The organism is Microlunatus soli (assembly GCF_900105385.1).
Classification (GTDB): Bacteria; Actinomycetota; Actinomycetes; order Propionibacteriales; family Propionibacteriaceae; genus Microlunatus; species Microlunatus soli.
Genome location: NZ_LT629772.1, coordinates 3,125,085 through 3,151,744, shown reverse-complemented (window position 1 = coordinate 3,151,744; position 26,660 = coordinate 3,125,085). Strand labels below are relative to the sequence as shown.

26 protein-coding genes and 2 pseudogenes are annotated in these 26,660 nt (G+C 68.3%); 9 read left to right on the top strand and 19 right to left on the bottom strand.

The window, feature by feature from the left end; all coding sequences use genetic code 11:
• Window positions 1-112: 112 nt before the first annotated feature.
• Complete coding sequence (locus tag BLU38_RS14490; RefSeq protein ID WP_231920349.1) at window positions 113-898, bottom strand: class I SAM-dependent methyltransferase; 786 nt, start codon at window positions 896-898, stop codon at window positions 113-115.
• 355 nt (window positions 899-1,253) lie between these two features.
• Here BLU38_RS14490 and BLU38_RS14485 point away from each other — a divergent pair, with 355 nt between their 5' ends.
• Both BLU38_RS14485 and ileS read left to right on the top strand, forming a co-directional pair.
• Window positions 1,254-2,540, top strand: a complete 1,287-nt coding sequence (locus BLU38_RS14485; RefSeq protein WP_172836147.1) for a glycoside hydrolase family 32 protein — start codon at window positions 1,254-1,256, stop codon at window positions 2,538-2,540.
• Window positions 2,541-2,787: 247 nt separating this feature from the next.
• Window positions 2,788-6,045, top strand: a complete 3,258-nt coding sequence (gene ileS, locus BLU38_RS14480; protein ID WP_407939687.1) for an isoleucine--tRNA ligase — start codon at window positions 2,788-2,790, stop codon at window positions 6,043-6,045.
• A gap of 308 nt (window positions 6,046-6,353) precedes the next feature.
• Here the strand turns inward: ileS and BLU38_RS14475 are convergent, their stop codons facing one another.
• From BLU38_RS14475 to BLU38_RS14465, 3 genes are all read right to left on the bottom strand, one after another.
• Entirely contained in the window at window positions 6,354-7,259 is a 906-nt protein-coding gene (locus tag BLU38_RS14475) for a hypothetical protein (RefSeq protein WP_091525861.1), read from the bottom strand.
• A 12-nt stretch (window positions 7,260-7,271) separates the two neighbouring features.
• Window positions 7,272-7,811: an RNA polymerase sigma factor gene (locus tag BLU38_RS14470; protein WP_172836146.1), complete on the bottom strand. Its 540-nt coding sequence runs from the start codon at window positions 7,809-7,811 to the stop codon at window positions 7,272-7,274.
• Window positions 7,812-8,001: 190 nt separating this feature from the next.
• Window positions 8,002-8,652 (bottom strand): TetR/AcrR family transcriptional regulator, encoded by a 651-nt coding sequence (locus BLU38_RS14465; RefSeq protein WP_091525857.1) that lies wholly within the window; start codon window positions 8,650-8,652, stop codon window positions 8,002-8,004.
• Between the two features lie 72 nt (window positions 8,653-8,724).
• Here BLU38_RS14465 and BLU38_RS14460 point away from each other — a divergent pair, with 72 nt between their 5' ends.
• On the top strand, window positions 8,725-9,543 hold the full coding sequence (locus BLU38_RS14460) for a class I SAM-dependent methyltransferase (RefSeq protein ID WP_091525855.1): 819 nt from the start codon (window positions 8,725-8,727) through the stop codon (window positions 9,541-9,543).
• A gap of 5 nt (window positions 9,544-9,548) precedes the next feature.
• On the opposite strand, the gene BLU38_RS14455 is transcribed toward BLU38_RS14460, so the two are convergent.
• Genes BLU38_RS14455 through BLU38_RS14445 form a run of 3 tightly spaced genes read right to left on the bottom strand, consistent with a single transcriptional unit; the run spans window position 9,549 to window position 12,102 of the window.
• Complete coding sequence (locus BLU38_RS14455) at window positions 9,549-9,983, bottom strand: organic hydroperoxide resistance protein (protein WP_197680216.1); 435 nt, start codon at window positions 9,981-9,983, stop codon at window positions 9,549-9,551.
• A gap of 56 nt (window positions 9,984-10,039) precedes the next feature.
• The gene (locus BLU38_RS14450; protein WP_091532471.1) at window positions 10,040-11,512 is read right to left on the bottom strand and encodes a dihydrolipoyl dehydrogenase family protein; all 1,473 of its coding nucleotides are present in this window, start codon (window positions 11,510-11,512) and stop codon (window positions 10,040-10,042) included.
• A gap of 2 nt (window positions 11,513-11,514) precedes the next feature.
• Window positions 11,515-12,102 (bottom strand): hypothetical protein, encoded by a 588-nt coding sequence (locus BLU38_RS14445; protein WP_091525851.1) that lies wholly within the window; start codon window positions 12,100-12,102, stop codon window positions 11,515-11,517.
• A gap of 168 nt (window positions 12,103-12,270) precedes the next feature.
• On the opposite strand from BLU38_RS14445, the gene BLU38_RS14440 reads away from it, so the two are divergent.
• Window positions 12,271-12,843: a TetR/AcrR family transcriptional regulator gene (locus BLU38_RS14440; RefSeq protein ID WP_091525849.1), complete on the top strand. Its 573-nt coding sequence runs from the start codon at window positions 12,271-12,273 to the stop codon at window positions 12,841-12,843.
• Between the two features lie 20 nt (window positions 12,844-12,863).
• Here BLU38_RS14440 and BLU38_RS14435 read toward each other — a convergent pair whose 3' ends face one another.
• From BLU38_RS14435 to BLU38_RS14420, 4 genes are all read right to left on the bottom strand, one after another.
• Window positions 12,864-13,430 carry a hypothetical protein gene (locus BLU38_RS14435; RefSeq protein ID WP_091525847.1) on the bottom strand — a complete coding sequence of 189 codons (567 nt, stop codon included), beginning with the start codon at window positions 13,428-13,430 and terminating at the stop codon, window positions 12,864-12,866.
• Entirely contained in the window at window positions 13,427-14,059 is a 633-nt protein-coding gene (locus BLU38_RS14430) for a TetR/AcrR family transcriptional regulator (protein WP_091525845.1), read from the bottom strand. Before BLU38_RS14430 ends, BLU38_RS14435 begins: the two co-directional genes overlap by 4 nt.
• A 124-nt stretch (window positions 14,060-14,183) precedes the next feature.
• Window positions 14,184-15,725, bottom strand: coding sequence for a purple acid phosphatase family protein (locus BLU38_RS14425; RefSeq protein ID WP_172836145.1), 1,542 nt, complete (start codon window positions 15,723-15,725; stop codon window positions 14,184-14,186).
• 132 nt (window positions 15,726-15,857) lie between these two features.
• Window positions 15,858-17,108 (bottom strand): HupE/UreJ family protein, encoded by a 1,251-nt coding sequence (locus BLU38_RS14420; RefSeq protein ID WP_091525841.1) that lies wholly within the window; start codon window positions 17,106-17,108, stop codon window positions 15,858-15,860.
• Window positions 17,109-17,275: 167 nt separating this feature from the next.
• Here BLU38_RS14420 and BLU38_RS14415 point away from each other — a divergent pair, with 167 nt between their 5' ends.
• A complete protein-coding gene (locus BLU38_RS14415) occupies window positions 17,276-17,947 on the top strand; it encodes a type 1 periplasmic-binding domain-containing protein (protein ID WP_197680120.1) in 672 nt (223 codons plus the stop codon).
• A gap of 1 nt (window position 17,948) precedes the next feature.
• On the opposite strand, the gene BLU38_RS14410 is transcribed toward BLU38_RS14415, so the two are convergent.
• The 6 genes from BLU38_RS14410 to BLU38_RS14385 all read right to left on the bottom strand — a co-directional run bounded on the left by BLU38_RS14410 (window position 17,949) and on the right by BLU38_RS14385 (window position 21,811).
• Complete coding sequence (locus BLU38_RS14410) at window positions 17,949-18,248, bottom strand: sugar phosphate nucleotidyltransferase (RefSeq protein WP_091525840.1); 300 nt, start codon at window positions 18,246-18,248, stop codon at window positions 17,949-17,951.
• Window positions 18,249-18,358: 110 nt separating this feature from the next.
• A complete protein-coding gene (locus BLU38_RS14405) occupies window positions 18,359-19,210 on the bottom strand; it encodes an SDR family NAD(P)-dependent oxidoreductase (protein WP_091532467.1) in 852 nt (283 codons plus the stop codon).
• A gap of 22 nt (window positions 19,211-19,232) precedes the next feature.
• On the bottom strand, window positions 19,233-19,646 hold the full coding sequence (locus BLU38_RS14400; protein ID WP_091525838.1) for an EF-Tu/IF-2/RF-3 family GTPase: 414 nt from the start codon (window positions 19,644-19,646) through the stop codon (window positions 19,233-19,235).
• Between the two features lie 33 nt (window positions 19,647-19,679).
• Window positions 19,680-20,555: a phosphotransferase family protein gene (locus tag BLU38_RS14395; RefSeq protein ID WP_091525836.1), complete on the bottom strand. Its 876-nt coding sequence runs from the start codon at window positions 20,553-20,555 to the stop codon at window positions 19,680-19,682.
• A gap of 111 nt (window positions 20,556-20,666) precedes the next feature.
• Window positions 20,667-21,101 (bottom strand): GNAT family N-acetyltransferase, encoded by a 435-nt coding sequence (locus BLU38_RS14390; RefSeq protein ID WP_231920348.1) that lies wholly within the window; start codon window positions 21,099-21,101, stop codon window positions 20,667-20,669.
• A gap of 95 nt (window positions 21,102-21,196) precedes the next feature.
• A complete protein-coding gene (locus tag BLU38_RS14385; protein WP_091525832.1) occupies window positions 21,197-21,811 on the bottom strand; it encodes a hypothetical protein in 615 nt (204 codons plus the stop codon).
• Window positions 21,812-21,907: 96 nt separating this feature from the next.
• On the opposite strand from BLU38_RS14385, the pseudogene BLU38_RS31740 reads away from it, so the two are divergent.
• A pseudogene (locus BLU38_RS31740) lies at window positions 21,908-22,078 on the top strand (ArsR/SmtB family transcription factor); the annotation flags it as partial.
• A 309-nt stretch (window positions 22,079-22,387) separates the two neighbouring features.
• On the opposite strand, the gene BLU38_RS14375 reads toward BLU38_RS31740, so the two are convergent.
• A complete protein-coding gene (locus tag BLU38_RS14375) occupies window positions 22,388-23,305 on the bottom strand; it encodes an NADP-dependent oxidoreductase (RefSeq protein WP_091525830.1) in 918 nt (305 codons plus the stop codon).
• A gap of 54 nt (window positions 23,306-23,359) precedes the next feature.
• Here BLU38_RS14375 and BLU38_RS32370 point away from each other — a divergent pair.
• Together BLU38_RS32370 and BLU38_RS14365 are read left to right on the top strand one after the other, a co-directional pair.
• Window positions 23,360-23,623, top strand: a pseudogene (locus BLU38_RS32370) (GntR family transcriptional regulator); the annotation flags it as partial.
• Between the two features lie 139 nt (window positions 23,624-23,762).
• Window positions 23,763-24,857, top strand: a complete 1,095-nt coding sequence (locus BLU38_RS14365; protein ID WP_157683463.1) for an aminotransferase-like domain-containing protein — start codon at window positions 23,763-23,765, stop codon at window positions 24,855-24,857.
• On the opposite strand, the gene BLU38_RS14360 is transcribed toward BLU38_RS14365, so the two are convergent.
• The gene (locus tag BLU38_RS14360; RefSeq protein ID WP_091525826.1) at window positions 24,808-25,974 is read right to left on the bottom strand and encodes an epoxide hydrolase family protein; all 1,167 of its coding nucleotides are present in this window, start codon (window positions 25,972-25,974) and stop codon (window positions 24,808-24,810) included. The two genes, BLU38_RS14365 and BLU38_RS14360, sit on opposite strands and share 50 nt — an antisense overlap.
• Window positions 25,975-26,077: 103 nt before the next feature.
• On the opposite strand from BLU38_RS14360, the gene BLU38_RS14355 reads away from it, so the two are divergent.
• Window positions 26,078-26,644 (top strand): CGNR zinc finger domain-containing protein, encoded by a 567-nt coding sequence (locus BLU38_RS14355; RefSeq protein ID WP_091532465.1) that lies wholly within the window; start codon window positions 26,078-26,080, stop codon window positions 26,642-26,644.
• Window positions 26,645-26,660: the final 16 nt, after the last annotated feature.

Sequence of the window (26,660 nt, the reverse complement as noted above, 5' to 3'; positions counted from 1 at the left end):
CTGCGCTCCTCCCAGCACGAGGATTCCTCCTCCAGCCAAGGCTCCTGAGCCTGTCGAAGACGCCGCAAAGAACGGGCCGATGCACGGCCCGATCCGGCTGCCCTTCGACAAGTCAGGATCCGGGTGACACCCCGACGCGGCGAGCGGTGTGCATCGTCAGGTCGGCAGCAAGATCGATCTCGGCGGGCAGTCGGCTGTCCAGCTCGGCGAAGACCGCCGCGCGGGTCGGGTCGTCCAGGGTCCGGTAGGCCGAGATCGTGTTCAGCAGACCGAGGAAGTCGTCCCGGGTATACCTCAACCGCCGCGGCAGGACCGTTTCCCGTACGTCGGTGAACCGGTCGTCCGCGAGCAGTTCGTTGCCGGGCCACTCCATCGTCGTACCGTCGGCGATCGGACCGGGTGCCGTCACCTGCACCCCGTGCTCGGCCAGCACCTGCTGCTCGATCGCCGCCACCTCCGCGTCACCGTCGGTCGGCCCGCCGAAGGAGGCGACCAGCCCGCCGGGCCGGACCAGGCGAGCGATCCGGTCCCAGCGGCCCTGCGGGTCGGTCCAGTGCAGAGCCGCAGCGGCGTAGAGCAGATCGACCGGACCAAGATCATCGACCGCGGGGTCTTCGAAGGCGGCACAAACCGTACCGACTCCGAGCCCGTCGCATGCGCGTTCCAGGACGGCGAGCATCGCCGGATCGGGTTCGGTGGCGGTCACCGCGATCCCCGCCGCCGCGATCACCCGGGTGGCCTTACCGGTCCCGGCACCGATCTCGATCGCGGTCGCGATCTCCGCCGCCCCGGACGACGCGGCCTGCTCGATGATCAACTCCGCCAGCCGGTCGGGGTAGCCGGGCCGATACCGTTCATAGGCCTCGGCGACGCTGCCGAAGCTCAGCGATCGTTTCATGATCATCTCCGTCCGGTGCTTCCGGCGGAGATCCTACGGTCGACCGCGGCCGTGGTCGCAGCCGATTTCTCGTTCCCTGAGCAGGAACGGTGCCGGGGGTGGCGCCGGGAGCCTGGGGCGTGTCCCGCAACCTCGCGGCTACTGCGCGGCGCCCAGCACGTACGCTGACGGCGTTGTCGTCAGTCAAAAGGGCACCCAGCCCTTACTCCCTCCTCCGCCGCCGTCAGCGCGCACGCACTGGACACCGCTCGCTACGCCGCGAGGTTGCGGGACACGCCCTAGCTCCCGTTCAATCGTCTGATCGCTGCACCGTCCGGCAGCCGCGACCGAGATCTCGACCCAGGGAGAACAGCACGTGACCGACAGCGACGTCAGCACCTCCGCAGCGGACCGCCTCTTCCCGGCGCTGCACCCACGTCCGGGCCGGGGCTGGGTCAACGACCCGAACGGACTGGCCCACATCGACGGCCGGTGGCACGTGTTCTTCCAGTGGAATCCGCGGGCGGCGCATTCCGAACGGATCCATTGGGGGCACCTGTCCTCGCCCGATCTGCTGACCTGGACGAACCATCCGGCGGCACTGCAGCCGAGGGACGGCCGGCCGGACAGCTTCGGCTGCTGGACCGGTTGCGTCGTCGACGACGGCGGCACCCCGACCGCGGTCTACTCCGGTGTCGTCGACGGCTCCGGGCATTCGGAGGTGCTGCTGGCCCGCAGCGACCGACAGTTGGTGGACTGGCAGCAGCAGGACCGCTCAGTGCTGCCGATGCCGGACCCCGATCGGTTCAGTGACTCCCGGGACCCGTTCGTGCTGCACCACGGCGGTCACCGGTGGGCGGTCCTGGGTGGCGGCCACCGCGACGGCGACCCCGCCGTGCTGGTCTACCGGGTCGACGATCTGACCGACTGGCAGCCGGCCGGCACCCTGGTCGACACCTCCGACCCGATCGCGGCCTCGGTCGCCGGCTGCAACATCTGGGAGTGCCCCAACCTGGTGCCGGTGGACGGTCGCTGGGTGCTGATCCTGTCCCTGATGGGATCCAACGAGACGGTATCGAACGGGGTCGGCGCGTCGACCGGGATCAACGCCCACGAGAACCGGGTGCGCTATCTGGTCGGAGACCTGGAGGTCACCGACGATCTGCAGTTGCGCTTCCGGCCGCAGCGCGGTGGCCTGCTCGACTCCGGTCCTGCGTTCTATGCACCCCAGGCGGTGGTCGCCGGCGACCGGACGATGCTGTGGGGCTGGTCCTGGGAGCTGCGTGAGCAGGCCGCGGCCGACGCTGCCGGTTGGGCCGGCAGCCTCACCCTGCCCCGCGAACTCGCGCTCCGCGACGGACAGCTCGTCAGCCGTCCGGCTGCCGAGTTGTCGGCACTGATCGGGCCGGCGCTCGGCGTCGCGGATCGGCTGATCACCGACCATGCCTTCCTGATCCGGTTCGCCGGGCCGGGATCGCTGGCCGTCGACGGCGAGCCGGTGCTCGAGCTCGACGGGCCGGCCGAGGTGTGGGTCGACGGTTCGGTCGTCGAGGCCTACCCGGTCTCCGGGACCCCGTTCACCACCCGCGGCTACCCCCAAGCCGGCTGGACGGTCACCGGGCCGGCGGACCTGTTCGTTCTTGGGGAAGAGCGAACCGGGTAGTCGAGGCCCGATCTTCCCCACAATCGCCGATTCGGCTGTAGGGCGTAGAATTCCGTGCGGTCGCACGGCAGTGATGGGGCTATCACCTCGGAGTCGGTGGAAGAACGGCGTCAGCCCAGTAGAACCACCAGCGGCAACAGTTGAGTGGATGTCCCGGTGTGGGCATCAAGGAGGGTGGTACCGCGGCCCGGTCGAGCGACCGGAGTTCGTCCCTTCGCCAGGTAGACGCACGCGAGGAACCACCACCGTGACCCATCCCGATCACAGCCCTGCCCGGACCACGGATCCGAACCCGCACAGGGCAACCGCCGAACCGACCCGGACCGGCTACCGACAGGTGCCGGCCCAGGTCGACCTGGTCGCGATGGAGCACCAGATCATCGATCGCTGGCGGGCCGAGGACACCTTCGAACGCACCCTGACGGCCTCGGAGGGCAAGCCGCGTTGGACCTTCTACGAGGGCCCGCCGACCGCCAACGGGATGCCCGGCACGCACCACATCGAAGCCCGGGTCTTCAAGGACGTGTTCCCACGGTTCCGCACCATGCAGGGCTACCACGTCGACCGCAAGGGTGGCTGGGACTGCCACGGGCTGCCGGTCGAGATCGCCGTGGAGAAGGAGCTCGGCATCAACGGCAAGCCTGAGATCGAGGCGTACGGCGTCGAGGCATTCAACGCCAAGTGCCGGGAGTCGGTGACCCGGCATGTCGACGCCTTCACCGAGCTGACCACCCGGATGGGCTACTGGGTGGACACCGACCACCCCTACCGGACGATGGACACCTCCTACATCGAGTCGGAATGGTGGGCGCTCAAGCAGATCTTCTCCCGCGGTCTGCTGGTCGAGGACTACCGGGTCACGCCGTACTGCCCGCGCTGCGGCACCGGCCTCAGTGATCATGAACTGGCCCAGGGCTACGAGACGATCACCGACCCGTCGGTCTACGTCCGCTTCCCGATCACCGCCGGGCCCCTTCATGATCAATTCGGCGACGTGGCGCTGCTGATCTGGACCACCACCCCGTGGACGCTGGTCTCCAACACCGCGACCGCGGTCAACCCCGCCGTCGACTACGTCGTCGCCCGGACCGCCGACGGCGAGCACCTCGTCGTGGCCGCCGCGTTGCGGGAGCAGGTGCTGGGCGAGGACAGCGAGGTGCTGGCCGAGCTGCCGGGATCGGAGCTGGTGGGTACGCCGTACCGGCGGCCGTTCACGCTGGTGGACTTCCCGCAGACCGATGCGCCGGTGCACACCGTGCTGGCCGCCGACTTCGTCACCACCGAGGACGGCACCGGTGTGGTGCACGAGGCACCGGCCTTCGGTGCCGACGACTTCGCGATCTGCCGGGCCAACGGTCTGCCGATCGTCAACCCGGTCAAGACCGACGGCGAGTTCTCCGACGAGGTGCCGCTGGTCGGCGGCGTCTTCTTCAAGACCGCCGACGAAGCTCTGGTGGCCGATCTTGATCATCGTGGCCTGCTGTTCCGGCGCCAGGACTACGCCCACTCCTACCCGCATTGTTGGCGCTGCCACACGCCGTTGATCTACTACGCGCTGCCCTCCTGGTACATCCGGACCACCAGCGCCAAGGACGCCCTGATCCGGGAGAACGAGGCCACCAGTTGGCATCCGGAGACGATCAAGCACGGCCGCTACGGCGACTGGTTGAACAACAACATCGACTGGGCACTGTCCCGCAGCCGCTATTGGGGTACACCGCTGCCGATCTGGCGCAACGATGCCGACCCGACCAAGATCATCTGCGTCGAGTCGCTGGCCGAGCTGTCGACGCTGGCCGGACAGGATCTTGCTGATCTTGATCCGCATCGACCGTTCATCGACGACGTCACCTTCACCATCGACGGCGAGGACGGCACCTACCGTCGGGTGCCCGAGGTGATCGATGCCTGGTTCGATTCGGGCTCGATGCCCTTTGCCCAGTGGGGATTCCCGCATGTCGAGGGATCCAAGGAACGCTTCGAGGCCGCCTTCCCGGCCGACTTCATCTGCGAGGCGATCGACCAGACCCGCGGCTGGTTCTACTCGCTGATGGCGGTCAGCACCCTGGTGTTCGACCAGAACTCCTACCGCAACGTGGTCTGCCTGGGACACATCCTGGCCGAGGACGGCCGCAAGATGAGCAAGCATCTGGGCAACATCCTCGAACCCATCGCATTGATGGACACCCACGGCGCCGACGCCGTCCGCTGGTTCATGGCCGCCGGTGGATCGCCCTGGGCGTCCCGTCGGGTCGGGCACCAGACCATCGGCGAGACCGTCCGCAAAGTGCTGCTGACCTACTGGAACGCCGTCTCCTTCCAGGCGCTCTACGCCGGCGCCAACAGCTGGACTCCCCAACTCCACAAGGGCCCTGAGCCTGTCGACGGGCCGGTATCTGATCACCAGCGACACGTCCTGGATCGCTGGCTCAGCTCGCAGACCCAACTCCTGATCAAGGAGGTCACCGCAGCACTCGAGGCCTTCGACACGCTGCGGGCCGGTACCGCGATCACCGACTTCGTCGACGCCCTGTCCAATTGGTACGTCCGGCGGTCCCGCCGCCGGTTCTGGGACGGCGAGCCCGGAGCCCTGCAGACCCTGCACGACACCCTGAACGTACTGACCCGGCTGATGGCGCCACTGGCGCCGTTCATCACCGAACGCGTCTGGTCCGACCTGTTCGTCGCCTCCGGCAGCACCCAATACGACTCGGTGCACCAGACGAGCTGGCCGACGGCCGACGAATCCATGATCGACAACGAGCTTGCCGAGCAGATGGCGATCACCCAGCGGCTGGTGGAGCTGGGGCGCGCCGCCCGTTCGGAGGCCAAGATGCGGGTCCGGCAGCCGCTGGCTCGGATCCTGGTCCCGACCGCCCTGCAGGCCCGACTGACCGATGAGCTCCGGGGCCAGATCGCCGCCGAGTTGAACGTGGTCGCGGTCGAACCGTTCTCCGAGGCCGGCGAGCTCGTCGATCACAACGCGAAGGGCAACTTCCGTGCGCTGGGCAAGCGATTCGGCAAACAGACCCCGGTCGTGGCCCAGGCCGTCGCCGCCGCCGATGGCGGTGCGTTGGCCGCCGCCGTTGCCGACGGTGGCAGCTTCGCGTTGACGGTTCCCGGTTTCGACGAACCGGTCGAGGTGTTCGCCGACGACGTGTTGATCAGCGAACGCCCCCGCGAAGGCTGGTCGGTGATCAACGAGCAGGGCGAGACCGTCGCGCTGGACCTCAACCTCACCCCCGAGCTGGTACGCGCCGGGCTGGCCCGTGAGGTGGTCCGGCTCATCCAGGAGACCCGCAAGGGATCCGGCTTCGCCGTCTCGGACCGGATCACCGTCGCCTGGTCGGCCTCCGGTGATCTTGCCGACGCCCTCCGCGAGCACGCCGGTTCGGTCGCCGAGGAGGTCCTCGCGACCTCAATCTCCGAAGCCACTCCGGAGGACTCCTGGCACCGCGACTCCGACCTCGGGCTGTCCTTCACCATTTCCCGCGTCGCGTCTTGAGCTTGTCGAAGGGTTCCGAGCTCTGTCGAAGGACGTGGCTGCCGGGTTGCGAAGAGAGGCGGTGGTGACGTCCGCCGGGTGGGGTGGGCGACGGTTCTCGCCCTCGCACTCTTCCTGCGCCTCGGACGGTGATTGATCAACAAGCACAGTTGATCAGTCACCAGTGGGCGCAGGAAGAGCGCAAACGCCCGACCCACCGCGAACCGTCGCCCACCCCACCCGGCTCTGTGCCCGGGCGGGGTCGGCGGTCCCACGGTTTTGGGGCACTCCGCCCGCCAGCGCCCCTCGATCTCGCGGTCCAAGCTGCCCTATTGGCAGCGTTCGACCGAGAGCGTCAGCTTCTTCACGGTCTGGGTGTCGCCGGGGGCGTAGGGCTGGATCGGCAGCCGGTCACCGGCGGCGTCGAGGACCTCGACGGTGATCATCAACTGCTTCCGTGCCGCGGCACCGGTCATCTCGATCGGGACGAAGATCCAGCCGTCCCGGATCGGGACGGCCGTCGGCTCGATCACCGGCCGTCCGCCGGAGTTGATCTTGACCCGGGCTTGTTCGGCGCGGCTCTTCTTGATCTGCAGCAGGGCCTGGGTGTCGACGCGCGCCGGGTGGTCCGGGCCGCAGGTCTGCGAGGACCCGCTGTCGCCGGCCGGATCGACAACGGCGGCGGCGTCGGGGCTGGCGCGGTTGTCGTCGTCCTGACCGTGATCGGACCAGAACCTCTGGCGTCCGTCGATACAACTGAACGTCCCCTGCTCATCGGCGACGAACAGGATCCGGTGCGACGTCGGCTCGGTCCGGTTGCCGATGGGTGGCTGGACGGTCGCATAGATGGCCTTCGCCGTGCCCTTGCGCGGGATCGGCATTGCCGCTGACGGGTCGGGTGCGGTGCAGGTCTTGGTGTCGTGGGCGATCTCGGCTTCGGACATCGGTCGGGTGGCTCCGGGTTCGGTGGACCGGTCCGGAGGCGACGTTGTCGTGGTCGCGCGCGGCGATGCTGCCGGCGTGACGACGATGTCGTGCTGGTGGTGCAGGTTGCGGATCGCGGTGGTGCCGCCGATCCCGGCGACCAGGACGGTCGCGGCGGCGATCGGCACGATCATTCGCAGCGTCTGCCGCCGGCGGCCGGGCTGCGGCGCCTGACGGAGTTCCTGTTCGATCCGTCGGCGCAGAGCGTCGGGCGCCGCACGGCGGGGCGGAGGGGCGAGCTGGTCTGACATCGTTCGGTGCTCCTACTCGGCGCCGGCGAGACCGGCGCGGGGGGCTGCTGAATGGTCTGCCGACCGCAGTGCGCGTCGGACCCGGGCGACGCGGGACTTCACCGTCCCGATCCGGATCCCGAGCGCCGCGGCGGCGTCGGCGTAGCTGAGTTCTTCCCAGCAGACCAAGACGAAAGCTTCCTGGTCTGCCGTCGACAAGGAAGCCAACCGGTCCAGGGCTCGGCGCAGCCGTCCCTGTCGGCTGAGCCGGTCGATCACTTGATCATCGAGTGCCGGCGGATCTCCGGAGGTGACACGCTCGACAGCGGCGAGGCGGGGCAAGGCCGCGAGGTGCCGACGTCGGGAACGCTGATGGTTGCGGCAGACGTTGGTCGCAACGCCATACAGCCAGGGCAGCACGGACCCGGCATCGTTGGCGATCACCCGGTGATGCTGGTGCCAGGCGGTCAGGAACACCTGCGAGGTCAGATCCTCTGCGGTCTCCCAGGATCCGGCCCGGCGGTAGCAGTAGTTGTAGATGGTGTCGACGTGCTCGGCGAACACGTCGGCCATCGCCTGCGAGGATCCTCCCCGCAACCGTTCCACCGTCGATCGCTGTGAGCCGGGCGGTGGACTGCGCCGGGTTTGATCATTCGGCATCAAGCGCTCCAATCGTCACCCGGTATATGTCCGCACGGCCGAATCAGTTCTCCACGACCAGGCGGAACGCGATCTCACCGGTTCCGACCTGACCGAGGCAGGCTCAGTCGGTCGCTCGCGACGGCGATGAGATCGCGTTCTGCGTCGGGCCTCCTCGATCGGCGCGCCGTACGACGTCGGCGACGACGCCGTCCACGAACTTCTGCACCGTCGCCCGCGATGGTGGTCCGGGTTCGCGGTCGGCATGCAGCAGGTGCCCGCCGCCGACCAGCGAGAGGGTGAGCGAGCCGATGTCGGCTTCGGCGGCGATCCGTCCGCGGGCGCGTTCGGCGGAGAGGTATTCCGAGATCGCCGTGGTGGCCTGGGAGAGGATCGCGATGCCGCCGCCGGGCAACGCGGCCCGGAGTCGTCGGCGGAGCTCGTCGCGGAACGTGATCAAGGGAATGATCGCCACCGGCACCGGCCCGAACAGCGACGTCAGCGCGGTCGTCAGATTGTCGGCGACGGAGCCGTCGCCGACCGCAGCGGTGAGCTCGGCCGATTGGGCTTCCAGTCCGGTGGCGCGATCCAGCACGAGTGCGACCAGGAAGTCGTCGAAGTCGCTGAAGTGGCGATGCAGGACGCCCTTGGCCACCCCCGCCTGTTCGGTGACCGCGCGACTCGTCAGCGCGTTCGGCCCGTCCCTGAGTAGCAGCACCTCCGCGGCATCGAACAGGCGCTGCCGGGCATCGCGCAGATGCACTCCGGTCGGCATCCGGTGCCTCCTTCCGTGCTCGTCGGGCCGTCGATCGTTGGCTAATGGGCACCCGCCCACTAAGGTGACCGCATGCCCACTTTACCGTCGCCGCCCGCCTCCCACGATCCGCATCGAGCGCGGCAGATGGCCGAGTCGTTCGGCACCGACGCCGCGCGCTACGACCGCGCTCGGCCGAGCTATCCCGCGGCCCTGATCCGGCGGATCGTCGACACCGCACCGGGACCGGACCTGCTCGATGTCGGATGCGGCACCGGCATCGCCGGCCGCCAGTTCGTCGACGCCGGCTGCACGGTGCTCGGCGTCGAGCCCGACGCCCGGATGGCCGCCTTCGCAGGGGCCGGCCGACTGCCGGTCGAGGTGGCGACCTTCGAGGACTGGGATCCCGCCGGGCGCCGCTTCGACGCCGTGACCGCGGCACAGTCCTGGCACTGGATCGACCCGGTCGCCGGACCGGCCAAGGCCGCCGAGGTGCTGCGACCGGACGGTGTGTTGGCGATCTTCGGCCACGTCTTCGAGCCGCCGGACCCGATCGCCGAGGCGTTCACCGACGCCTACACCCAGGCCGTGCCCGACTCGCCCTTCGACCGACAATCGGGCCGCCGGCCGGTGCAGCTCTATCAGTCGATGTACGCCGCCATAGCGGACCGGATCCGCGAGTCAGGGCGATTCGCCGAGCCCGAGCAATGGCGGCACGACTGGCAGTGCAGCTACACCCGCGAGCAGTGGCTGGAATTGCTGCCCACCACCGGCGGGTTGACCCAGCTCGGTCCTGACCAACTGGACGCCATTCTCACGGCGGTGGGCCGGGCGGTGGACGAGGTCGGCGGCAGCTTCACCATGGAGTACACGACCTTGGCGGTCACCGCTGCCCGCCGACCACACCGCTGATCGGTTCACGCAACCGTGGCGTCGATCGTAACCGGGATGTTGCCGTTGGTGGCATTGGAGTAGGGGCAGACCTGGTGTGCCGCCGCGACCAGCGCATCGGCTGTCGCCTGCTCGACTCCGCCGACCTCGACATGCAGATCGGCCGACAGTCCGAAGCCGCCCTCCGCAGTCGGAAGCAGCCCGACCTCCGCGACGACGGCGGAATCATTGATGGTGATCTTGCGGGCCGCGGCGACCGCCTTCAGCGCCGAGTGGAAGCAGGCCGCCCAGCCCGCGGCGAAGAGCTGCTCGGGATTGGTCGCCCCGCCCGGACCACCCATCTCCTGGGGGATGGCGAGACTGAGGTCGATCAACCCGTCGTCGCTGGTCGCCCGGCCTCCGGCTCGCCCGTCTCCGGTCGAGGTGGCGATCGCGGTGTAGACGGCTTCGGTCATGATGATTCTCCTTGTGTGATGGAACTTCTGCTTCTCGGGTGGGACTTCTGAGGCGGTACGGATCAGTGATCGCGTCCGTCGGTCTCGAGCAGCCGGAGCCAGATCTCATTGATCGTCGGGTAGGCGGGCACCGCGTGCCAGAGCCGGTCCAGCGGCACTTCGCCGGTGATCGCGATCGTCGCCGCGTGCAGCAGTTCGGCGACATCGGGGCCGACCGCCGTGAAGCCGATCAGCACGTTGCGGTCCTGATCGATGATCATCCGTGCTCGGCCGCGGTAGCCGTCGGCGTGCAGCGCGGCACCGGCAACCGCGCCGAGATCATGATCAACAATCCTGGTCGCAAAGCCGGCCACGGCGGCGCCTTCGGCCGACAGCCCGACGACGGCAACCTCCGGGTCGGTGAAGATCACCTGGGTGACCGCACGATCATCAGCGGTCACCGCATGCCGACCCCAGGTGTCGAGATCCGGTTCCTTCCCATGAGCTCGGGCGGCGATCGCATCGCCGAGGGCGCGGGCCTGGTACTTGCCGTGATGGGTGAGCATGGCTCTCCGGTTCACGTCGCCGGCCGCGTACAGCCAGGCCCTGCCGACCGCCCCTGGAGCGACGGGTTGATCATCGTCGCCGAGCACCGCCAAAGCGTCGTCCACCGACAGCCAACTACCGGCGGCGAGACCGAGTTGATCAAGACCGAGGTCCTCGGTGTTCGGCGTGCGTCCGGTCGCCACCAGGACCTCGTCGGCATCGATCTCCTGTCCGTCGGAGAGCGACAACCGCACGGTTCTGTCGCCGTCGCGGCGGACCTCGGTCGCATCGACGCCGAGATGCAGGTCGACACCCGCGTTGCGGAGTCCCTCGGCCACCAGATCACCGGCGAACGCCTCGACCGCCGGCAGCAACCGGGCCTGGGAGATCAGCGTCACCTGCGAGCCGAGAGCGCTGAACGCGGTCGCCATCTCCGATCCGACCACCCCGCCGCCGATGACCGCCAACCGGTCCGGAATCGTCTGTGTCGCCGCGGCCTCCCGACTGGTCCACGGTGCCGCGTCGTCCAGACCGCGGATCGGCGGCAACTGGGCGCTGCTACCGGTGGCTATCACCACCGCCTGCCGGGCACGCAGCACGGTCGTCGTGTCGTCGTCGCGGGTGACGGTGACGGTCAGGGTGTCGGTGATCCGACCGTGTCCGCGGATCAGGCTGATCCCCGCGTTGTCGAGCCAATCGACCTGACCGGAGTCGTTCCAGTCCGAGGCGAATCGGTCGCGTCGAGCCAGCACGGCCGCGGCGTCGAGGTCTCCGGTGACGGCCCGTCGGGCTGCCGGCAGGGCCCGTGCGGCGCGCAGTGCCGCGGCATCCCGCAACAACGCCTTGGTCGGCATGCAGGCCCAGTAGGAGCACTCACCACCGACCAGTTCCCGCTCCACGATCGCCGCGGTCAGCCCGCCCTGGACCACCCGATCGGCGACGTTCTCCCCCACCGGTCCGGCACCGATGACCAGCACGTCGAAGGTGGTGTTCTGCTCTGCCGTGGTCATGATCACTTCGCCTTCGCGGCGAGACGATGCAGACGGATCGCGGAGATCAGGAAGAAGATGCCGCCCAGGACGGCGTAGCCGCCGATGCTCGACAGGGACGCCTTCGGTCCGCCGGCCATCACGATGAAGCTCGATCCGGCGAGGACCGAGATCCCGCCACTGAGGATCATCGCCCACTGGCCACCGAGCCGGTAGCGCAGCACCGCGACGATCAACTGCACGATGCCGGCGGTGATCGCCCAGACACCCCACACCCGCAGCACGCTGGGAATGCCGGACGCGACGGCGACAGCCAGGCCGATCGCCGCGAGCAGGCTGAGCGCCATGTTGAGGTACAGCGGCCCGCGCGGCCGGGTCGAACCCGATGAGCGGAAGTCGATCACGGCGGCGGTCACGTCGAACAACGGGTAGATCACCAGCAGCGCGATGCTGGCCGGATTGATGGTGCTGGCGGTGAGCATGATCAGCCCGGCCCACACGATGGCGAACCCGAAGCGTACGTAGTAGAGCTTGCGCAGGCCGGTGGTCGATGCGCTGGTCACGGCGTCGGCCGCGGTGCCGGTGTCGCCGGCTTGAACGGAACTGGACATCAGATCCTTCTTTCGAGGATGCGGTGGGAGTGGAACGATCGCGGCAACGGTGCCAAGTAGATAGAACGATCGGTACACCTGAAGTCTGCATCGTGCCCGGCACCATTGTCAAGACCGATCGTTCTATCTCTCTGCTAGCATCGACGACACGAGGAAGGGGGAACTGCCATGTCGGAAGCACGATCACGCCTGCTCCGCTCGGCGACCGAGCTGTTCTACTCCGAGGGACTGCATTCGGTCGGGGTGGACAAGGTGATCGCCACGGCTCGGGTGACGCGTGCCACGATGTATCGGCATTTTCCGAGCAAGGACGACCTGGTCGTCGCCTATCTGACGCAGGCCGATCAGGCCGTCCGCAGCCAGGTCGAGGCCGCCCGGTCCTCCGGCGGCGATCCCGAAGAGGTCATTCGCGCCGTCGGCCGGACGATCGCCGAGGACATCCAGCGACCGGGCTTCCGCGGCTGCGCCTTCCTGAACGCTGCCGCGGAATATCCCGATCCGGCCCACCCGGTGCACCAGGCGGTGCAGCGGCAACGGCAGTGGTTCCTGGACACCGTCACCGAACTGTTCGCCGACGCCGGCGAGCGGGACCCCGGCCCTGCGGCCCGGCACTTCGTCATGCTGCGCGACGGCGCGATGGCGGCCGGATGCTTGTCCGATCCGAAACCGATCGGCGAAACGCTGCAGCGCGGGATCGACGGGTTACTGCGTTTCCGCAACGGCGGGCGACAACCGGCCTGACCGCTGCCGCCTCGGACCCGTCAGCGGGATGCGGTCGTGCTGGTCGTGACGCGGGCGAACGCCGGACCGGCCAGGAACCAGATCACCGTGACCATCCCGAGCAACACCATCTGCCCCCACAGCGGACTGCTCGCGGCCTGTTCCAGCGAGTGCGGGACGGGCTGCCGACAGACCACCGTCGCCAGACCGAACAAGATCAACGCCGACAGGCCGACGGCCAGCACCACCCGCAGCCACTCGATCCACAGCTGCCGGACGTAGGCCGCGCTGCCTTTGGCCGGGCGGACCGGTTTCGGCCCGCCGGCAAAACGGTGGGCGAACCGTTCGTCGGCCCATCGGGTGATCGAATGTCCGAACGCCACGGTGAATCCGAGGTACGACGCGGCGAAGGCGTGGCTGGGCTGCGGAGCCGCTCCGTGGACAAGATCAACAACGACGAAGCTCAACAGGCACAGGTCGATCACCGGCAGACAGAGCAGGCCGATCGTGCTCAGCCGCCGGCGGCGGAGCAGGTAGCGACAGACCAGCGCCAGCACCAGCACGATCCAGAACGCCAGCTCGGCGCCGATGATCGCCGCCCCGATCACGACGACGCCTTTGTCGTCGGCTGCTGCTTCCTCGACTGCGCAGGTCGCAGGGCCTGGAGATGATCATCGACCGACCGGCGCGCCTGTGCCACGGTCAGGGTGTCGGGCGCGATCACCAGTCGGAGCGTCAGACCGTCCAGCAGGCCCTGCAGCCGGACGGTCTCGGCGGTGATCGCCAGCTCCGGGGCGATCAGTCCGAGCTGCTGCATGCCGTCCAGCACCGTCGACAACAACTCGCGCACCGCCAGCACCGATCGCTCGGTGACGGGTCGCAACCGCTCATCGGTGCGGGATCGGATGACGAACTCGAGATAGGCGGAGAACTCGCTGCGGCTGCGGTCGGTGAGCGGCAGCAGTTCCTCGAGCATCGCGCGGACCCGGCGTTCCAGATCCGGTTCCTCGGCCGCGGTCGCCACCCGGGCCGAGACCGTGTCGATCAGTTCGGTCATCGCAAAAATGTGCAGATCCGCCTGGCTGGTGAAGAAGTGCCGGACCGATCCTGCCGACAGACCGGCCTCGTCGGCGACCCCGCGGACGGTGGCCGCGGCCAGGCCACCGCGCAGGATCAGCCGCCAGACCGCCTCGGCAAGCAGGTGGCGACGCTGTGCGCCGTCGATCGTGTTGACCATGAGATCCAAAGTAGCACAGTTGTACTACTTCGACTGATGCACCGCTCGAACGGGCGCCCATACAGCTGCGGAGCTTCCGGCTCGGTCGCTCGCGGGCGATCAGGCCGGGCAGCCGTTTGCGCCGCTACTCGGCGCCGTTCTTGGCATGTCGGGTGTAGGTCTGGCCGTCGATCAGTGAGCCGGTCTCGGCGACCGGCACGTTCTTCTGCACACCGATCACCTTGTTGGTGGCCGGGTCGAGGATGGTGTTGTTCTGCTCGCTTCCGCACCACTTCACGTTGTTGCGAGCAACCGCCGGATTGGTAGCCAGGTCATCGCAGTCTCCGGCCCGGATGCCACGCAACTGGAGCCGGTCACTCCTGACATCGACCCGGATGTAGGAGCGAACGTGTTCCTGGTTCTCCGCGGCGTTGGCCCAGTGCCGCTTCCGGCCGTCGCTGGTGTCCAGCGGGTCCGGCCCATAGCTCGGATCGGACGGTGCCGTCAGGTCGTAGTACTTGGAGCCGGAGGCCGAGTTCGCCGTCACGTAGACGACTCCACCGAGACCGAGATCGACCTTGTTCTGATCCGGAGTCTCCCGCGCGTCGGCCTTGGCACCGTTCTTGATCTGGTAGCTGCGACTGTAGGAGTGATCATGGCCCTGGAGCACGAGATCGACGCCGAGCTCGGAGAACTCGGTGGTGAAGTCCTGCCGGCGGACCTTGTTGTCGCTGTCATTGGCGTGAGCCGCCGGAGAGTAGATCGAGTGGTGGTAGACCAGCACCGTCCACTTGCTGCCCGCGCCGTGTTCGGCGATGACATCCTTGACGTAGGCCAGGTGCGCAGGATCGGAGTCGTCGCGGTAGGCGTTGGAGTTGATGTCGATGAACAAGACACCGTTATGGGTGAACCAGTAATCACCACCGGCCGCGGTCGCGGTGTTGCCACCCGGGTAGAAGGACGGATCGTGATCAGTGTTCGGGGTGAAGTTGTGCTGCAGGATCGCCTGGCCGCCGGATTCGTGGTTTCCGATGGTCGAGGCCCAGGCGACCTGCTTGAGCACATCGCTGCTGTCGGCGAAGTTGTTCCAGTGGTCCTCGTTGTTCGCGCTCTCGACCTGATCACCGCCGGAGACCAGCAGTTCGGCGTCGGTGTCGTTGCGCTGGGCATGCTCCAGCGTCGCCGCCCATCCCTTGCCGTCGGCGACGGCGTCACCGGACGAGCCGATCTGGGGATCGCCGAAGAAGAGGAACGAGAAGGGCCGACCGTTCCCCGAGTTGCCGGTTGTGAAGGTGTAGGTCGGCGACCACGCGTCGGACGATCCGACCTTGTAGCTGTAGCCGGTGTTGGGCTTGAGTCCGTCCAGCGTGACGCGGGCGTTGTACGCGGTGGTGGCACCGACCCAGTTCTGCTTCTCGACGGCGTCGACGACTCTCGCCCGGTCGGTGAATTCGCCACCCCTGAGTCGCTTGGTCTCCTGGAGGACGACCTCCTGATCAGCATCGTCGGGGACGTACCAGGCGAGATTGCGTGAGGTCTCGTCCGAACCGACGCCGAGCAGGATGTCGTACGGCGCTGCGGGGCTGTCGGCGTAGGCGTTGGCGGCGAACGCGCCACAACCGACGAGTGTCGCGACACCGACCGCTGCTGCGACGCGGCGACGCCGCGGCCGACTCGAGTTGATCATGCTGAATGCCATTCTTCAGACCCCTAATCGCCAGGTGGCTGGTACGCCATCCTTCCTGGGTGGAATCTCAGCCGGACACCATGAACGGGTGATGAACCACCGCCGCTGCGTCGGTGATCATTTCTCCACCGATCAGAGCAGCCGTTGGACGAACCACACCAGGCCGGTGCTGGCGACACCACCCGCGATCAGTCCGGTCAGCAGCAGACCGATCCTCGGCCGGCGACGTCGCAGGACGGCGAGGGCGGGAAAGGTCGCAGCGATGATCACCAGCTGGACGAACTCGATGCCCAGGTTGAACACCACCAACGACGACAACAACGACCAGGAGAACGGCTCGGCGATGCCCAGCGCGCTGGCGAAGCCCAACCCGTGGATCAGGCCGAAGGCGAACACGACGCCCAGCCGCGCCCAACCCGGTCGGTCCAGCGCGAGGTGGCCGGTGCGCACGGTGTCGATGTCGTTGGCGTGCTCACGGCGGGTGATCAACCGCCACAGGTGCCACCCGGCGACGACGGCGATCGAGAACGCAATGATCGGCTCGATGATCACCGCCGGCGCCCTCACCACGCCGAGCGCGGCGAGAACGAAGGTCACCGAGTGGGCGAGCGTGAAGGTGGTTGCGGCCAGCACGACCTCGCGGAGCCGGCGGGAGCCCGCGATCAGTGCCAGCAGGAACAGGATGTGATCGATCCCGGTGTAGAGATGTTCGGCGCCGAGCCGGAAGAACTCCCAGAACCGTTTGCCGATGCTCTGCTGGATCACCAGCTCCGGACTCTTCGCGTCCAGGACCGCGCTGCCCCTTCGATCGTCGAGATCGTAGGTGATGATCGTCTCGGCGTTCCTGACATATCCCTCGGCGTCGCCGAACAGCGAACTGCTCACCACGTGCCGGACGTCGTGGCGCTGTTCGGGACAGGTCCAGTCGAGTTGCACGGTGGCGTACGGGACGTCGCGCAGATGCACGACGATGTCGCCGACCGACGCCGGCGTGCAGGCCCTGCTGCCGCCGAAGACCGCGAACCGCTCGGTGAGGTAGCCGACCGCGCTGTCCCGATGATCATTGACAACGCGTTGCTGACTCGGCAGGTCACGCGCGTCCCAGGCCTTCATCCCGGCACGGAAGAGCGGGTCGTCGTCCTCGAAGTCTGCGACAGAGGTGATGAAGAGGTCGTACTCGACGTCGAGCACGGTCCGCACCTGATGGGCACGGTGCCCCGCAGAGATGTCACCGTACACCGTGGTGGAGAAGCCGTGCGCCGACGCCGGAGGGGCCGATGCCATCGACAACAGGACCGACGCGATCAGGATCGTGAACAGCAGCAGGCCGAACCGCCGGCTCGACGCCACGATCGTGATCGACCTGCGTCGGCAGGCACCCATCGCACTCCTCCTGTTGTCGACGACAAGATTTCCTACGCCGGTGAACGACCAGCGTCGACGCGACGAACAGGTGGCGAAATACCGGCCCGGCACGGTTCCTGCTGACCGCCGGACCGAGATCCTCGGGTATGAAGGACGAGCACGACCGTCCCGATGAAGGAAGCCCGTTGCGCCTGCGTTCCCGAGTCGCCGCCCTCGCGGCACCCGCCATCGTGTGCTGCCTGCTGGCCGGCTGCGGGACCGACCATGATGCAGTTGCGACCCAGCCGTCACCGACCGCGCACGCAACCGTCGGTCCGCAGTTCTACGACACCCGCAATCCACCGCCGCCGGAGGGAACGATCACCCCGGCCCCGGGTTCCTGGGACGGTGTCCACCCGCCGCACGGGTACCGGGTCGTGCTGGTGTCGATGGGCACCGACAAGCCGACCCGTACGCTGAGGGACGCCGTCGAGGCGTGGGCGGCGTCCGAACAGGTCGAGTTGCAGCACATCGTCGTCGATGATCACGATCAGATCGTCGGCAAGGTCACGCGGGCGATCGAACTGCAGCCCGATCTGGTGATCTCGGTCGGCAACGACCTGATCGATCCGATGGCGATGATCACCGCAGCGCACCTCGGACAGCAGTTCCTGGTCGTCGGCGCCGAGTTGGCCGAGCCGACCGAGAACGTGACCGCGGCCGATTGGACCGGTGCGTCGTTCCGCGGCGAGGGGCTCGGCCGAGCCGCCGGGCACGATCCGACGTCCTTCACCCCGGAACGAACCGCACGCGCCGTCCGCGCCGGCGTCGCTGCCGTCCTCAGCAACCACACCGGCATCGTCGTCTGGATCGACTGACCTACCGGGTCGCCATCACCGCGACATTGGCCTGATGCCAGCCGTCGAGCGACCCACAGTCGAAGTACTGACCGGTGGCGATCGAAACACCGATCGGGCCGTTCTCGGCAAGTCTGGTCACCGTGTCGGTGATCATCGACTCGCCGGTCTCCGGATTCGCCCGCTGGTTGACGACCGCCCGAAACGCCTGTGGAGGAAGGAAATAGCGGCTGATGTTGGCGTAGCTGCCGGCGGCCTGCGCGGGCTTCTCGGTGAGAGAGTCGAGCCGCCAGCCGGGCGGGCACCGCGGTGCCGTAGTCACCGGTGGTGAGGTCCTGCTCGATGATCGTGAACCGGCTGGCAGCTAGCTCCTGGTACGCCGCCCTGAAGCGCCCGAACCTGTCCGACCAGCCCCGCCGGTCGAGTTCCCGGTCAGCGTTCTGCCCTGCCGGTGAAGTGATCCATCGAGGAGTAGACACCGAAGATGCGATCGGCCACGACGTCCCAGACGCGGGTCGGGAGCAGACCTCTGGCGGCCATGCCGAGCTTGACCGTCCACGGCCTCGCCACGATCGGACGGCCGTCCTGCATCCCTTGCCAGGCTGCGGTCACCGCCTGTTCGGGCGTCATGATCGGCGTCCACAGCGGACCGCGGGCACCGGCGAACATGCCGGTGGACACGTAGCTCGGGCAGAACGTCGTGACGGCGATGTGCCGATGTCCTGCTCGGTGCAGCTCGAGGCGGAGCGATTCGCTCCAGCCGATCATGGCCCACTTCGATGCGGAGTAGACGCTCATGTTCGGGTTGGCCAGGGTGCCGGCCGCCGACGCAATGTTCAGGATCCGTTTCGGCCGCGCGGTGTCGGTGATCATCGACGGGAGGAGTTCACGGGTCAGCCACATCGGTGCCAGACTGTTGATCCGCATCGTCAGCTCGATGTCGGTCGTCGGGTCGTGCTCCCAGAAGGTCTTGCCTCGTACGATTCCGGCGTTGTTGATCAACACATCCGCGTCACCGACCAGCTCTCGGGTCCGAGCGGCGGCATCGGCAATATTGTCCCGGTCGGACAGGTCGACGGCGAAGCCGCGGACGGTGGTCGACGGCGTCTCGAGCTCGTCGGCCAACTCGCGGATGCCGGCGTCGTCGACGTCCCAGAGCGCGATCCGGGCAGCACCTTCGCGGGCCGCGCGGCGCGCATAGAGGGCACCCATCCCGCCGGCGGCGCCGGTCACCAATACCGTCGCGCCGGTGACCACCGAAGCCGCGGCGGAGTCACGCCCCATGATCATCTCCTTGTCCGGCGGTTCACGCGATGACCCGATCGCCGCGGCCGACCTGCTCGCGGGTCAGTCCGGGCAGCAGCAGGCCGACGTTGTCGCCGGTCTGTGCGGTCTCCCGCAGTTCTCGGAACGCCTCGATGGCTGCGACCTGATAGGGATCGGACTGCCCTCCGCTCTGCGCGGCGATCGTCACCTGCGCTCCGACGCCGATCACACCGGCGGTCACCGTGCCGGTGACCACACAGCCACGTCCGGTGATCACGAACACGTCCTCGACCAGCAGCGAGAAGTCCGTTGAGCCGTACGCAGGAACCTCGGCCGGCGCGTCAGCCGTCGGCGCGACGTCGAACGGGCTGCGGAGTCCGGGCGACTGTGCCTGCAACTGCTCCAGCGTCTGTTGAGCCTCCGACTTCTTCCGTCGACCGAATAGCCATCCCATTCCATGATCATAAGGGCGCGCCGGTCGACGGACTCAGAGCAGGGCGTCCAGCCGCGCTCGTGCGGTGGCGGGATCTCCCCAGCTCTCGCCACCCGGGACCAGCTCGAGCAGCGGCCACAGCTGGTGGAAGGTTCGTGCGGCGAGGTGCAGTTCGGGGTCCGCGGTTTCCATCGCGCCGCAGATCCGGGCCACGGCGTCGGCGCCGAGCTCGCCGTGCAGGAACGCCAGGTCGATGGCCGGGTCGTCGATGCCGACCTCACCCAGGTCCAGGAGACCGACAACCGTGGCGTCGGCCGCGATCAGGTGTTCGACGCGGAAGTCCCGGTGGCACAGGGTACGGATCGACCCTCGTTCTGCCAGCTGATCGATCGCCGCCTCGACCCGGCGTCGCAGACTGCGATCCTTCAGTTGCACCGTCGATGCCGCGGCACGGAACTCGGCCGTCGGATCGTCGCGCGGCAGGTCACGGATCACCCGCGCGGAGGTGTCGACGGAGTGCAGCCGGTCGAGGAGGTCGGCGATCTGCGACCTCAGACCGGCATCGCCGCGCGCCAGGTCCGGCGCCAGCGGCTCACCTTCGATCCGACGCTCGAGGATCGCCGCCGGTAGGCCGCGCAGTTCGGCGATCACCGTCGCTCCCGCCGGGACCGGGACGCCGCGCCGTCGCAGCTCGGCAATCAGGTCCAGCTCGTGGGCGCGTCCGCCCCGCCAGGTCCAGGGCTCGGGATAGCGACGAGAGATCCGCAGCGCCCACCGTCCGTCGGGCGCGGACAGCCCGTACGTCATCGTGCTGATGCCTTCGCCGATCAACACCGGCCGCGAGCGGTCCAGCTGCGGCAACTGCTGTCGGGCACGGTCGACCAGCTCGTCCAGCGCCTCGGCCGTCAGGCTGGTCTTCCAGCGGGTCACGGCCGCACGTGCCCGGTGATGGCGGTGTTGATCATGGTCCCGGACGCTACCGACCCGGCGGCGCGATCGGCAATCGGATACCGGCCGGCGTCGACTGCCGCGGCGCGACGATCACCCGGTTCGGCGCGGCCGCCGCATCGTGATGTGCTCGATGCCGTCCTCAAGGAACGGCTCACCCTCGGCGACGAAACCGAAGCGGGCATAGAAATCCCGGGCATAGGTCTGGGCGTCGAGGACGAGTTCGGCGTCGGAACAGGTGGCCAGCGCCGAGGTCATCAGCCGGGCGCCGACGCCTGTGCCGCGGGCGGCCTTGGCCGTGCAGACCCGCCCGATCCGGAACCCGTCGCCGTCGCGCAGCACCCGCAGATAGCCGATCGGGCCGTCGTCGCCCTGACACCACAGATGCATCGTCTCGGCCGACAGGTCGCGACCGTCCAGTTCGGGATACGGGCAGTCCTGCTCCACGACGAACACGTCGACCCGCAGCCGCAGCAGCGGGTAGAGCTGGGCGGCAGTGATCTCGTGACCTCTGACGGTGTGCAGCACCACCCCTGGATATCAGATCCAGGCCAGGATCAGACGGATCGACGGGCAGCTGCTGACCACGATCGAACGATCATCGACACCTGGGGTCGCACCGCTCACCGGGTACCTCGCGGCATCCAGGTGCTCCGCTCGTTCGGGTCCTGGTTGCCCATCCAGCCGGCGTACTCATCGAGGGTCCTGATGCCGTCGTCCAGCACCGCCTCGTACAGCCACCGGCCGTGGACCGGTCGGCCACGTTCGATGGCCTCATGTTTGATGCCGAGGATGGTCGCGCGAGCGTCCGGTCGACGCCGGATGTCCTCGGCCGCGCGTCGGGTGGAACGCGCGACGTCGTGTTGGCTGTCCTGATCACGGTCGCTGTTGAGTACCCAGCAGTCGATCGTCCACTCCTCGCCGTCGTCGATCGTCGAGATCTGCCAGTACAGACCGTGGATCGGCCACTGCCGGCCGTCGACGTAGTTGATCGTCTGCACCATCCCGGGAACCTCGGACAACGGGGTCAGAGCGGCGAAGGCACGCGCTGGATCCAGTACGTCGACATAGATCGCCAGATCGATGTCGGGTTTGACGACGACGTCCAGCGCGACCGATCCGACGAGCTCGACGCTCCCGACCTCACTCCATCGGCGCAGCAGGTCGAGTCGGTGCATGATGTCGAGCGCTTGGTCACGGCGGGCGTCGGCGATCGTGAGGATGTCGGCGTCGACCATGTCTTCGGACGGTACTGATGCCGCTCGCCGCTGTCGCCCGGTTTTCCTCTCAGTACCTGTGCTCGCGTATCTGAGTTGGGATGGATACAAGCGTGGGTGGGGGCCTTCGACATCCTCGGTGATCCGGTCCGGCGCCGGATTCTCGAGCTGCTGGCGATCGACGACCGGCGGGCGGGCGAGATCGTCGACGTGCTGCGTGCGGAGTTCGGCCTGAGCCAGCCCGCCGTCTCACAGCAACTGCGGGTGCTGCGCGAGAACGGCTTCGCCAGCGTCCGCCCGGAGGGGACCCGTCGGCTGTACAGCCTCGAACGCTCCGGCTTCACCGAGATCGAGAGCTGGCTCAGCGATCTGCTCGGGCAACGGAGCCGACGACTCGACGCGTGGAGACCGAGCTGGCACGCGGCCGACGCACGGCCGTCCATGATCAACAACGAGGAGACCATGATGCGTCATCGAGGCGCGCGCCGGGTCGGGGGTCAACCGCGCGATCGCACGAGAGGCGGCAGCCAGCACCAGCGCGGCCTACGCTCCGGAATCCGAGCCCGGGATGCCCTGATCCGCAGTCTCCCCCAACCGCTACCGCCGGACCTCGATGATCGGCTTGCCGGTCGTACGTTCGGTCGGGTTGAGCGCGGTGATCGCGTCGTCGAGCGCGGCGACGGTTCCGATGTTGGTCCGCAGCCGTTCCTCCCGTACCCGTTGAACGATCTGGTGCAGTTGGGTGCGATCGGACTCGACGACGAAATCGACGGCGCGCCCCTCGGACGGTCGTGCCTCGACCGGTCCGACGACGGACACCAACGTTCCTCCGGCCCGGACCAGTGCTGCGGAGCGCTTCTGGATCTCACCACCGATCACGTCGAAGACCAGATCGACACCGCCGACGTCCTCCAGGGGCTCGTTGTCCAGATCGATGAACTCGTGTGCCCCGAAGTCCAGCGCCTTCGGCCGGTCGGCGGCACGTCCGGTGCCGATCACGTAGCCGCCGAACTCACGGGCGAGTTGGGTCACCATCGTCCCGACCGCGCCGGCGGCACCGTGGGCGAGGACGACCTGGCCCGGCTGCAGTCGACCATGATCGAACAGTCCCTGCCAGGCGGTCAGCCCGGAGATCGGCAGGCTGGCGGCCACCGCGAAGTCGACGTCGCCGGGCAACGGCGTGAGGTTGCGTGCCTCGACCGCGATCCGTTCGGCGAGGCCGCCGTCGCGGTGCCAGTCGGTCAGGCCCACGACGCGCTGCCCGATCGACAGCCCGGTGGTGCCGTAGCCCAGCTCGGTGACCACGCCGGCCATCTCGTGGCCGGGAATGGACGGCGCGCGTTCCACCCCTCGGCGGTCGATCCAGGTCGACGGCCAGTCCAGCTCGGTGGGGACGAACCCGGCGCCGCGGACCTCCACGATGACGTCGTTGATCGCCGGCTGCGGCTTGGGCCGTTCCTGCAACGTCATTCCGGCCGTTCCTGCGGCCTGCTCGGTCACCACAACCGCCTTCATCGGGCACCTCCGTCGTCTGGTAGTTCCACGCTAGGCGGTCGTGGACCCCGAGTAGTGTCCAGAGCTGTGGCAGATTCGGGTACCAGATCCTCGGCTGCGGAGATCCTGGTCGCGCTCGACCGCACGTCTCGGGTGTCGCTGCGCGGCCAGCTCGAGCGGGCGTTGCGTCGGCAGATCCGTTCCGGGGTGCTCCGCGGTGGCGCCGTCCTGCCGTCCAGCCGCGTCCTCGCCGCCGATCTCGGCGTCTCCCGGCGGCTCGTCGTCCAGGCGTATGCGCAACTGGCGGCCGAGGGCTACCTGACCACCGAGCAGCGGTCCACCACCCGCGTCACCGACATCGCCGCCGGCCGCCCTCCCGGCCGTCGGCCTACCGTCCGGCAGCCGACGATTCGGCACGACCTGCGCCCCGGGTGTGCCCGCTCTGGGCGACTTTCCCCGCACCGATTGGTTGCGGGCGGTGACCACGACGGTGCGCGGTGCGGCCGATCGCGTGCTCGGCTATCCCGATCCACAGGGAGCGGCGGAACTGCGCAGCAGCGTCGCCGACTACCTGCGCCGGGTGCGGGCGGTCGATGTCGAGCCGGAACGGGTGGTGATCTGCGCCGGCTTCACCCAGGCGTTGTCCCTGCTCGTCGGTGTCCTTGATCATCCGGTGGTTGCGCTGGAGGATCCGGGCCTGATCGGGCGTGATCGGGTGGTCGCCGCTGCCGGTGGATCGCCGGTGCCGATCGGTGTCGACCGGTGCGGGATCCACCTCGACCGGCTCGCCGACCTCGACCCGTCGGCGGTCGTCGTCACGCCGACGCACCAGTTCCCGCTCGGCGTCGCACTGGCCTCCGACGGGCGGGCCGGCCTGCTGGACTGGGCACGCGACGGGCGGTTGATCATCGAGGACGATTACGACGCCGAGTTCCGCTACGACCGCAGCCCGGTCGGCGCGCTGCAGGGGCTTGCCCCCGAACGGGTCGCCTACGTCGGCACCACCAGCAAGACCCTTGCGCCGGCCCTGCGACTCGGCTGGATCGTTGCTCCGATCCCGCTGGTCGCACGGCTGACCGAACTCCGCCGACACAGCGATGCGGGCGGACCGACCCTTGATCAACTGGCCCTCGCCGACCTGATCGACAGCGGCGCGTACGAACGTCACCTGCGTCGCGCACGACGCCGCTACCGAGAGCGCCGCGACCGGCTGATCACCGCCCTGCAACGGCACCTGCCCGATGCGCAGGTCGACGGCATGGCCGCCGGCCTCCACCTCGTCGTGCGTCTCGCCGGCAGCCAGGACAGCGCCCGGATCGTCCCGGCCGCGGAGTCCCGAGGGCTGGCGATCGCATCCCTCGAGCGCTACCGATTCGGGCGCCACCGACTCGGCAACCCCGAGCCCGACGCCGCGGCCGAGCTCGTGCTGGGCTACGGCAACATCGGCGCAGACGCGATCACCGACGCCGTACGGGAACTCGCCGAGGTCATCGCCGATGGTCCGGCTCACTTGCCGGCCCGGGTCAGCGGCTTGCGGCCAACACCGCGGCCAGGCCCTCCCGGAGGTCGGTGACGAAGAAGGCGGGCACCTCCAGCGACGGGAAATGCCCACCCGCCTCCGGCGCTCTCCAGCGGACGATTTGGCGAAACCGCTGCTCGACCCAGGGCCGCGGGTATTTCTCGATGTCGCGGGGATACATCGTGATCGCCGACGGGACATCGACCCGGAGATCGGGATCCAGCGAGTTGTGACTCTCGAAGTAGATCCGGGCCGCCGATGCACCGCTTCGGGTCAGCCAGTAGAGCGTGACGTCGTCCAGGATCCGATCGCGGGAGATCCTCTCGAACGGGCTGTCCGTTGTGTCGGACCACTCGGCGAACTTGTCCAGGATCCAGGCCAGCAGACCCACCGGCGAGTCGACGAGTGAGTAGCCGATGGTCTGCGGCCTGGTCGCTTGCTGCTTCGCGTACGCCGCCCGGTGCCGCCAGAAGTCGCCGGTCTCCTCGGTCCAGCTGCGTTCCTGGGTGGTCAATCCATCCGTACTCAGGCCAAGCGGTGACTGGGCTGTCGTGGTGTGGATGCCGAGCAGTCGTTCGGCGAACCTGCCGGCGAGGACGGTGGTGATCACGCCTCCCCAGTCGCCGCCGTGAGCCAGGAACCGGTCATAGCCGAGCCGGTCCATCAGCTCCACCCAGGCCGCTGCGATCCGCTCGATCCCCCAGCCGGTGCTGGTCGGTTTGTCGCTGTACCCGAAGCCCGGCAGCGACGGGACGACGACGTGGAACGCCGGGGCCGCGGTGTCCTGTGGGTCGGCGAGTTCGTCGACCACATCGACGAACTCGGCGACGCTGCCCGGCCAGCCGTGGGTCAGCAGCAGCGGCCTGGCGTCGGCGCGTTCGGATCGACGGTGCAGGAAGTGGATCCCCAGACCGTCGATCTCGGTCCGGAACTGGCCGATCCGATTCAGTCGCTGCTCGAACGCTCGCCAGTCATAGCCGGTCCGCCAGTAGTGGGCCAGCTCGATCAGGTCCGCCAGCGGCACTCCTTGATCCCATCGCCCGGGGTCGGGCGCCGTACGGCGGACCGTCTCCGGCTCGGGCAACCGTGCCGCGGCCAGTCGGGCCCGCAGATCGTCGAGTTCGATGTCGGGCACATGGGCTTCGAACGCTTGCACATCACGAGTGGACACGAGACCTCCTGGTCATCGTCGGTTACACATGCTGGCTCAGGAACCAGCTATGACGGTTCTAGCACGATCACGGCGTGCCTGGCAACCAGCTATGGTGGTTCACATGAGTGCCCGTTTCCCCGACTTCCGGCTCGGCAGCGTGCTGGCGACGAGCTTCACCGGGACCTTGACCGAGCGCCGCGGTGACACCCTGGAACGCCTTCCCACCCCGCAACGCCTGATCGACTGGTTGGCGGCCAACGACCTAACCGTCGAGTCCTGCTCGACCGCCCAACTCGACCGGGCTCGGGAGCTGAGGGAATCGATCCACGCCGCGGCAACGGCGGCCGCGGTCCAGGCACCTCTTCCTGCTGCTGCCGTCCGGATCATCAATGACCACAGCGCTCGGGGTGCGGCGGCCGCCGTGCTGACGCCCGACGGGGAGCGGCGATGGCAACTCGGTTCGGCGTCCGGCGTCGAGGACGCCCTCGGCGTGATCGCCGCCGACGCGATCAGCATCATCGCCGGGCAACGCGATGGCCGCCTCGCCCTCTGCGCATCGCCGACCTGCCAGGCCGCGTTCTTCGACACCAGCCGCAGTCGCAGTCGCCGATGGTGTGACATGGGCACTTGCGGAAACCGGCACAAGAAGGCGCGCTTCCTGGCCAACCGCAACGTCGCGGACAGTTGATCGCCGAGCACCACGT

Bases quoted from the DNA above. Each gene is read 5' to 3' on its own strand.
- BLU38_RS14490 (WP_231920349.1), bottom strand. From the start codon at position 898: ATGAAACGATCGCTGAGCTTCGGCAGCGTCGCCGAGGCCTATGAACGG.
- BLU38_RS14475 (WP_091525861.1), bottom strand. From the start codon at position 7,259: ATGTCAGACCAGCTCGCCCCTCCGCCCCGCCGTGCGGCGCCCGACGCT.
- BLU38_RS14470 (WP_172836146.1), bottom strand. From the start codon at position 7,811: ATGGCCGACGTGTTCGCCGAGCACGTCGACACCATCTACAACTACTGC.
- BLU38_RS14465 (WP_091525857.1), bottom strand. From the start codon at position 8,652: ATGCCGACCGGAGTGCATCTGCGCGATGCCCGGCAGCGCCTGTTCGAT.
- BLU38_RS14460 (WP_091525855.1), top strand. From the start codon at position 8,725: ATGCCCACTTTACCGTCGCCGCCCGCCTCCCACGATCCGCATCGAGCG.
- BLU38_RS14450 (WP_091532471.1), bottom strand. From the start codon at position 11,512: ATGACCACGGCAGAGCAGAACACCACCTTCGACGTGCTGGTCATCGGT.
- BLU38_RS14445 (WP_091525851.1), bottom strand. From the start codon at position 12,102: ATGTCCAGTTCCGTTCAAGCCGGCGACACCGGCACCGCGGCCGACGCC.
- BLU38_RS14440 (WP_091525849.1), top strand. From the start codon at position 12,271: ATGTCGGAAGCACGATCACGCCTGCTCCGCTCGGCGACCGAGCTGTTC.
- BLU38_RS14430 (WP_091525845.1), bottom strand. From the start codon at position 14,059: ATGGTCAACACGATCGACGGCGCACAGCGTCGCCACCTGCTTGCCGAG.
- BLU38_RS14425 (WP_172836145.1), bottom strand. From the start codon at position 15,725: ATGATCAACTCGAGTCGGCCGCGGCGTCGCCGCGTCGCAGCAGCGGTC.
- BLU38_RS14420 (WP_091525841.1), bottom strand. From the start codon at position 17,108: ATGGGTGCCTGCCGACGCAGGTCGATCACGATCGTGGCGTCGAGCCGG.
- BLU38_RS14405 (WP_091532467.1), bottom strand. From the start codon at position 19,210: ATGGGGCGTGACTCCGCCGCGGCTTCGGTGGTCACCGGCGCGACGGTA.
- BLU38_RS14400 (WP_091525838.1), bottom strand. From the start codon at position 19,646: ATGGGATGGCTATTCGGTCGACGGAAGAAGTCGGAGGCTCAACAGACG.
- BLU38_RS14385 (WP_091525832.1), bottom strand. From the start codon at position 21,811: ATGGTCGACGCCGACATCCTCACGATCGCCGACGCCCGCCGTGACCAA.
- BLU38_RS14375 (WP_091525830.1), bottom strand. From the start codon at position 23,305: ATGAAGGCGGTTGTGGTGACCGAGCAGGCCGCAGGAACGGCCGGAATG.
- BLU38_RS14355 (WP_091532465.1), top strand. From the start codon at position 26,078: ATGAGTGCCCGTTTCCCCGACTTCCGGCTCGGCAGCGTGCTGGCGACG.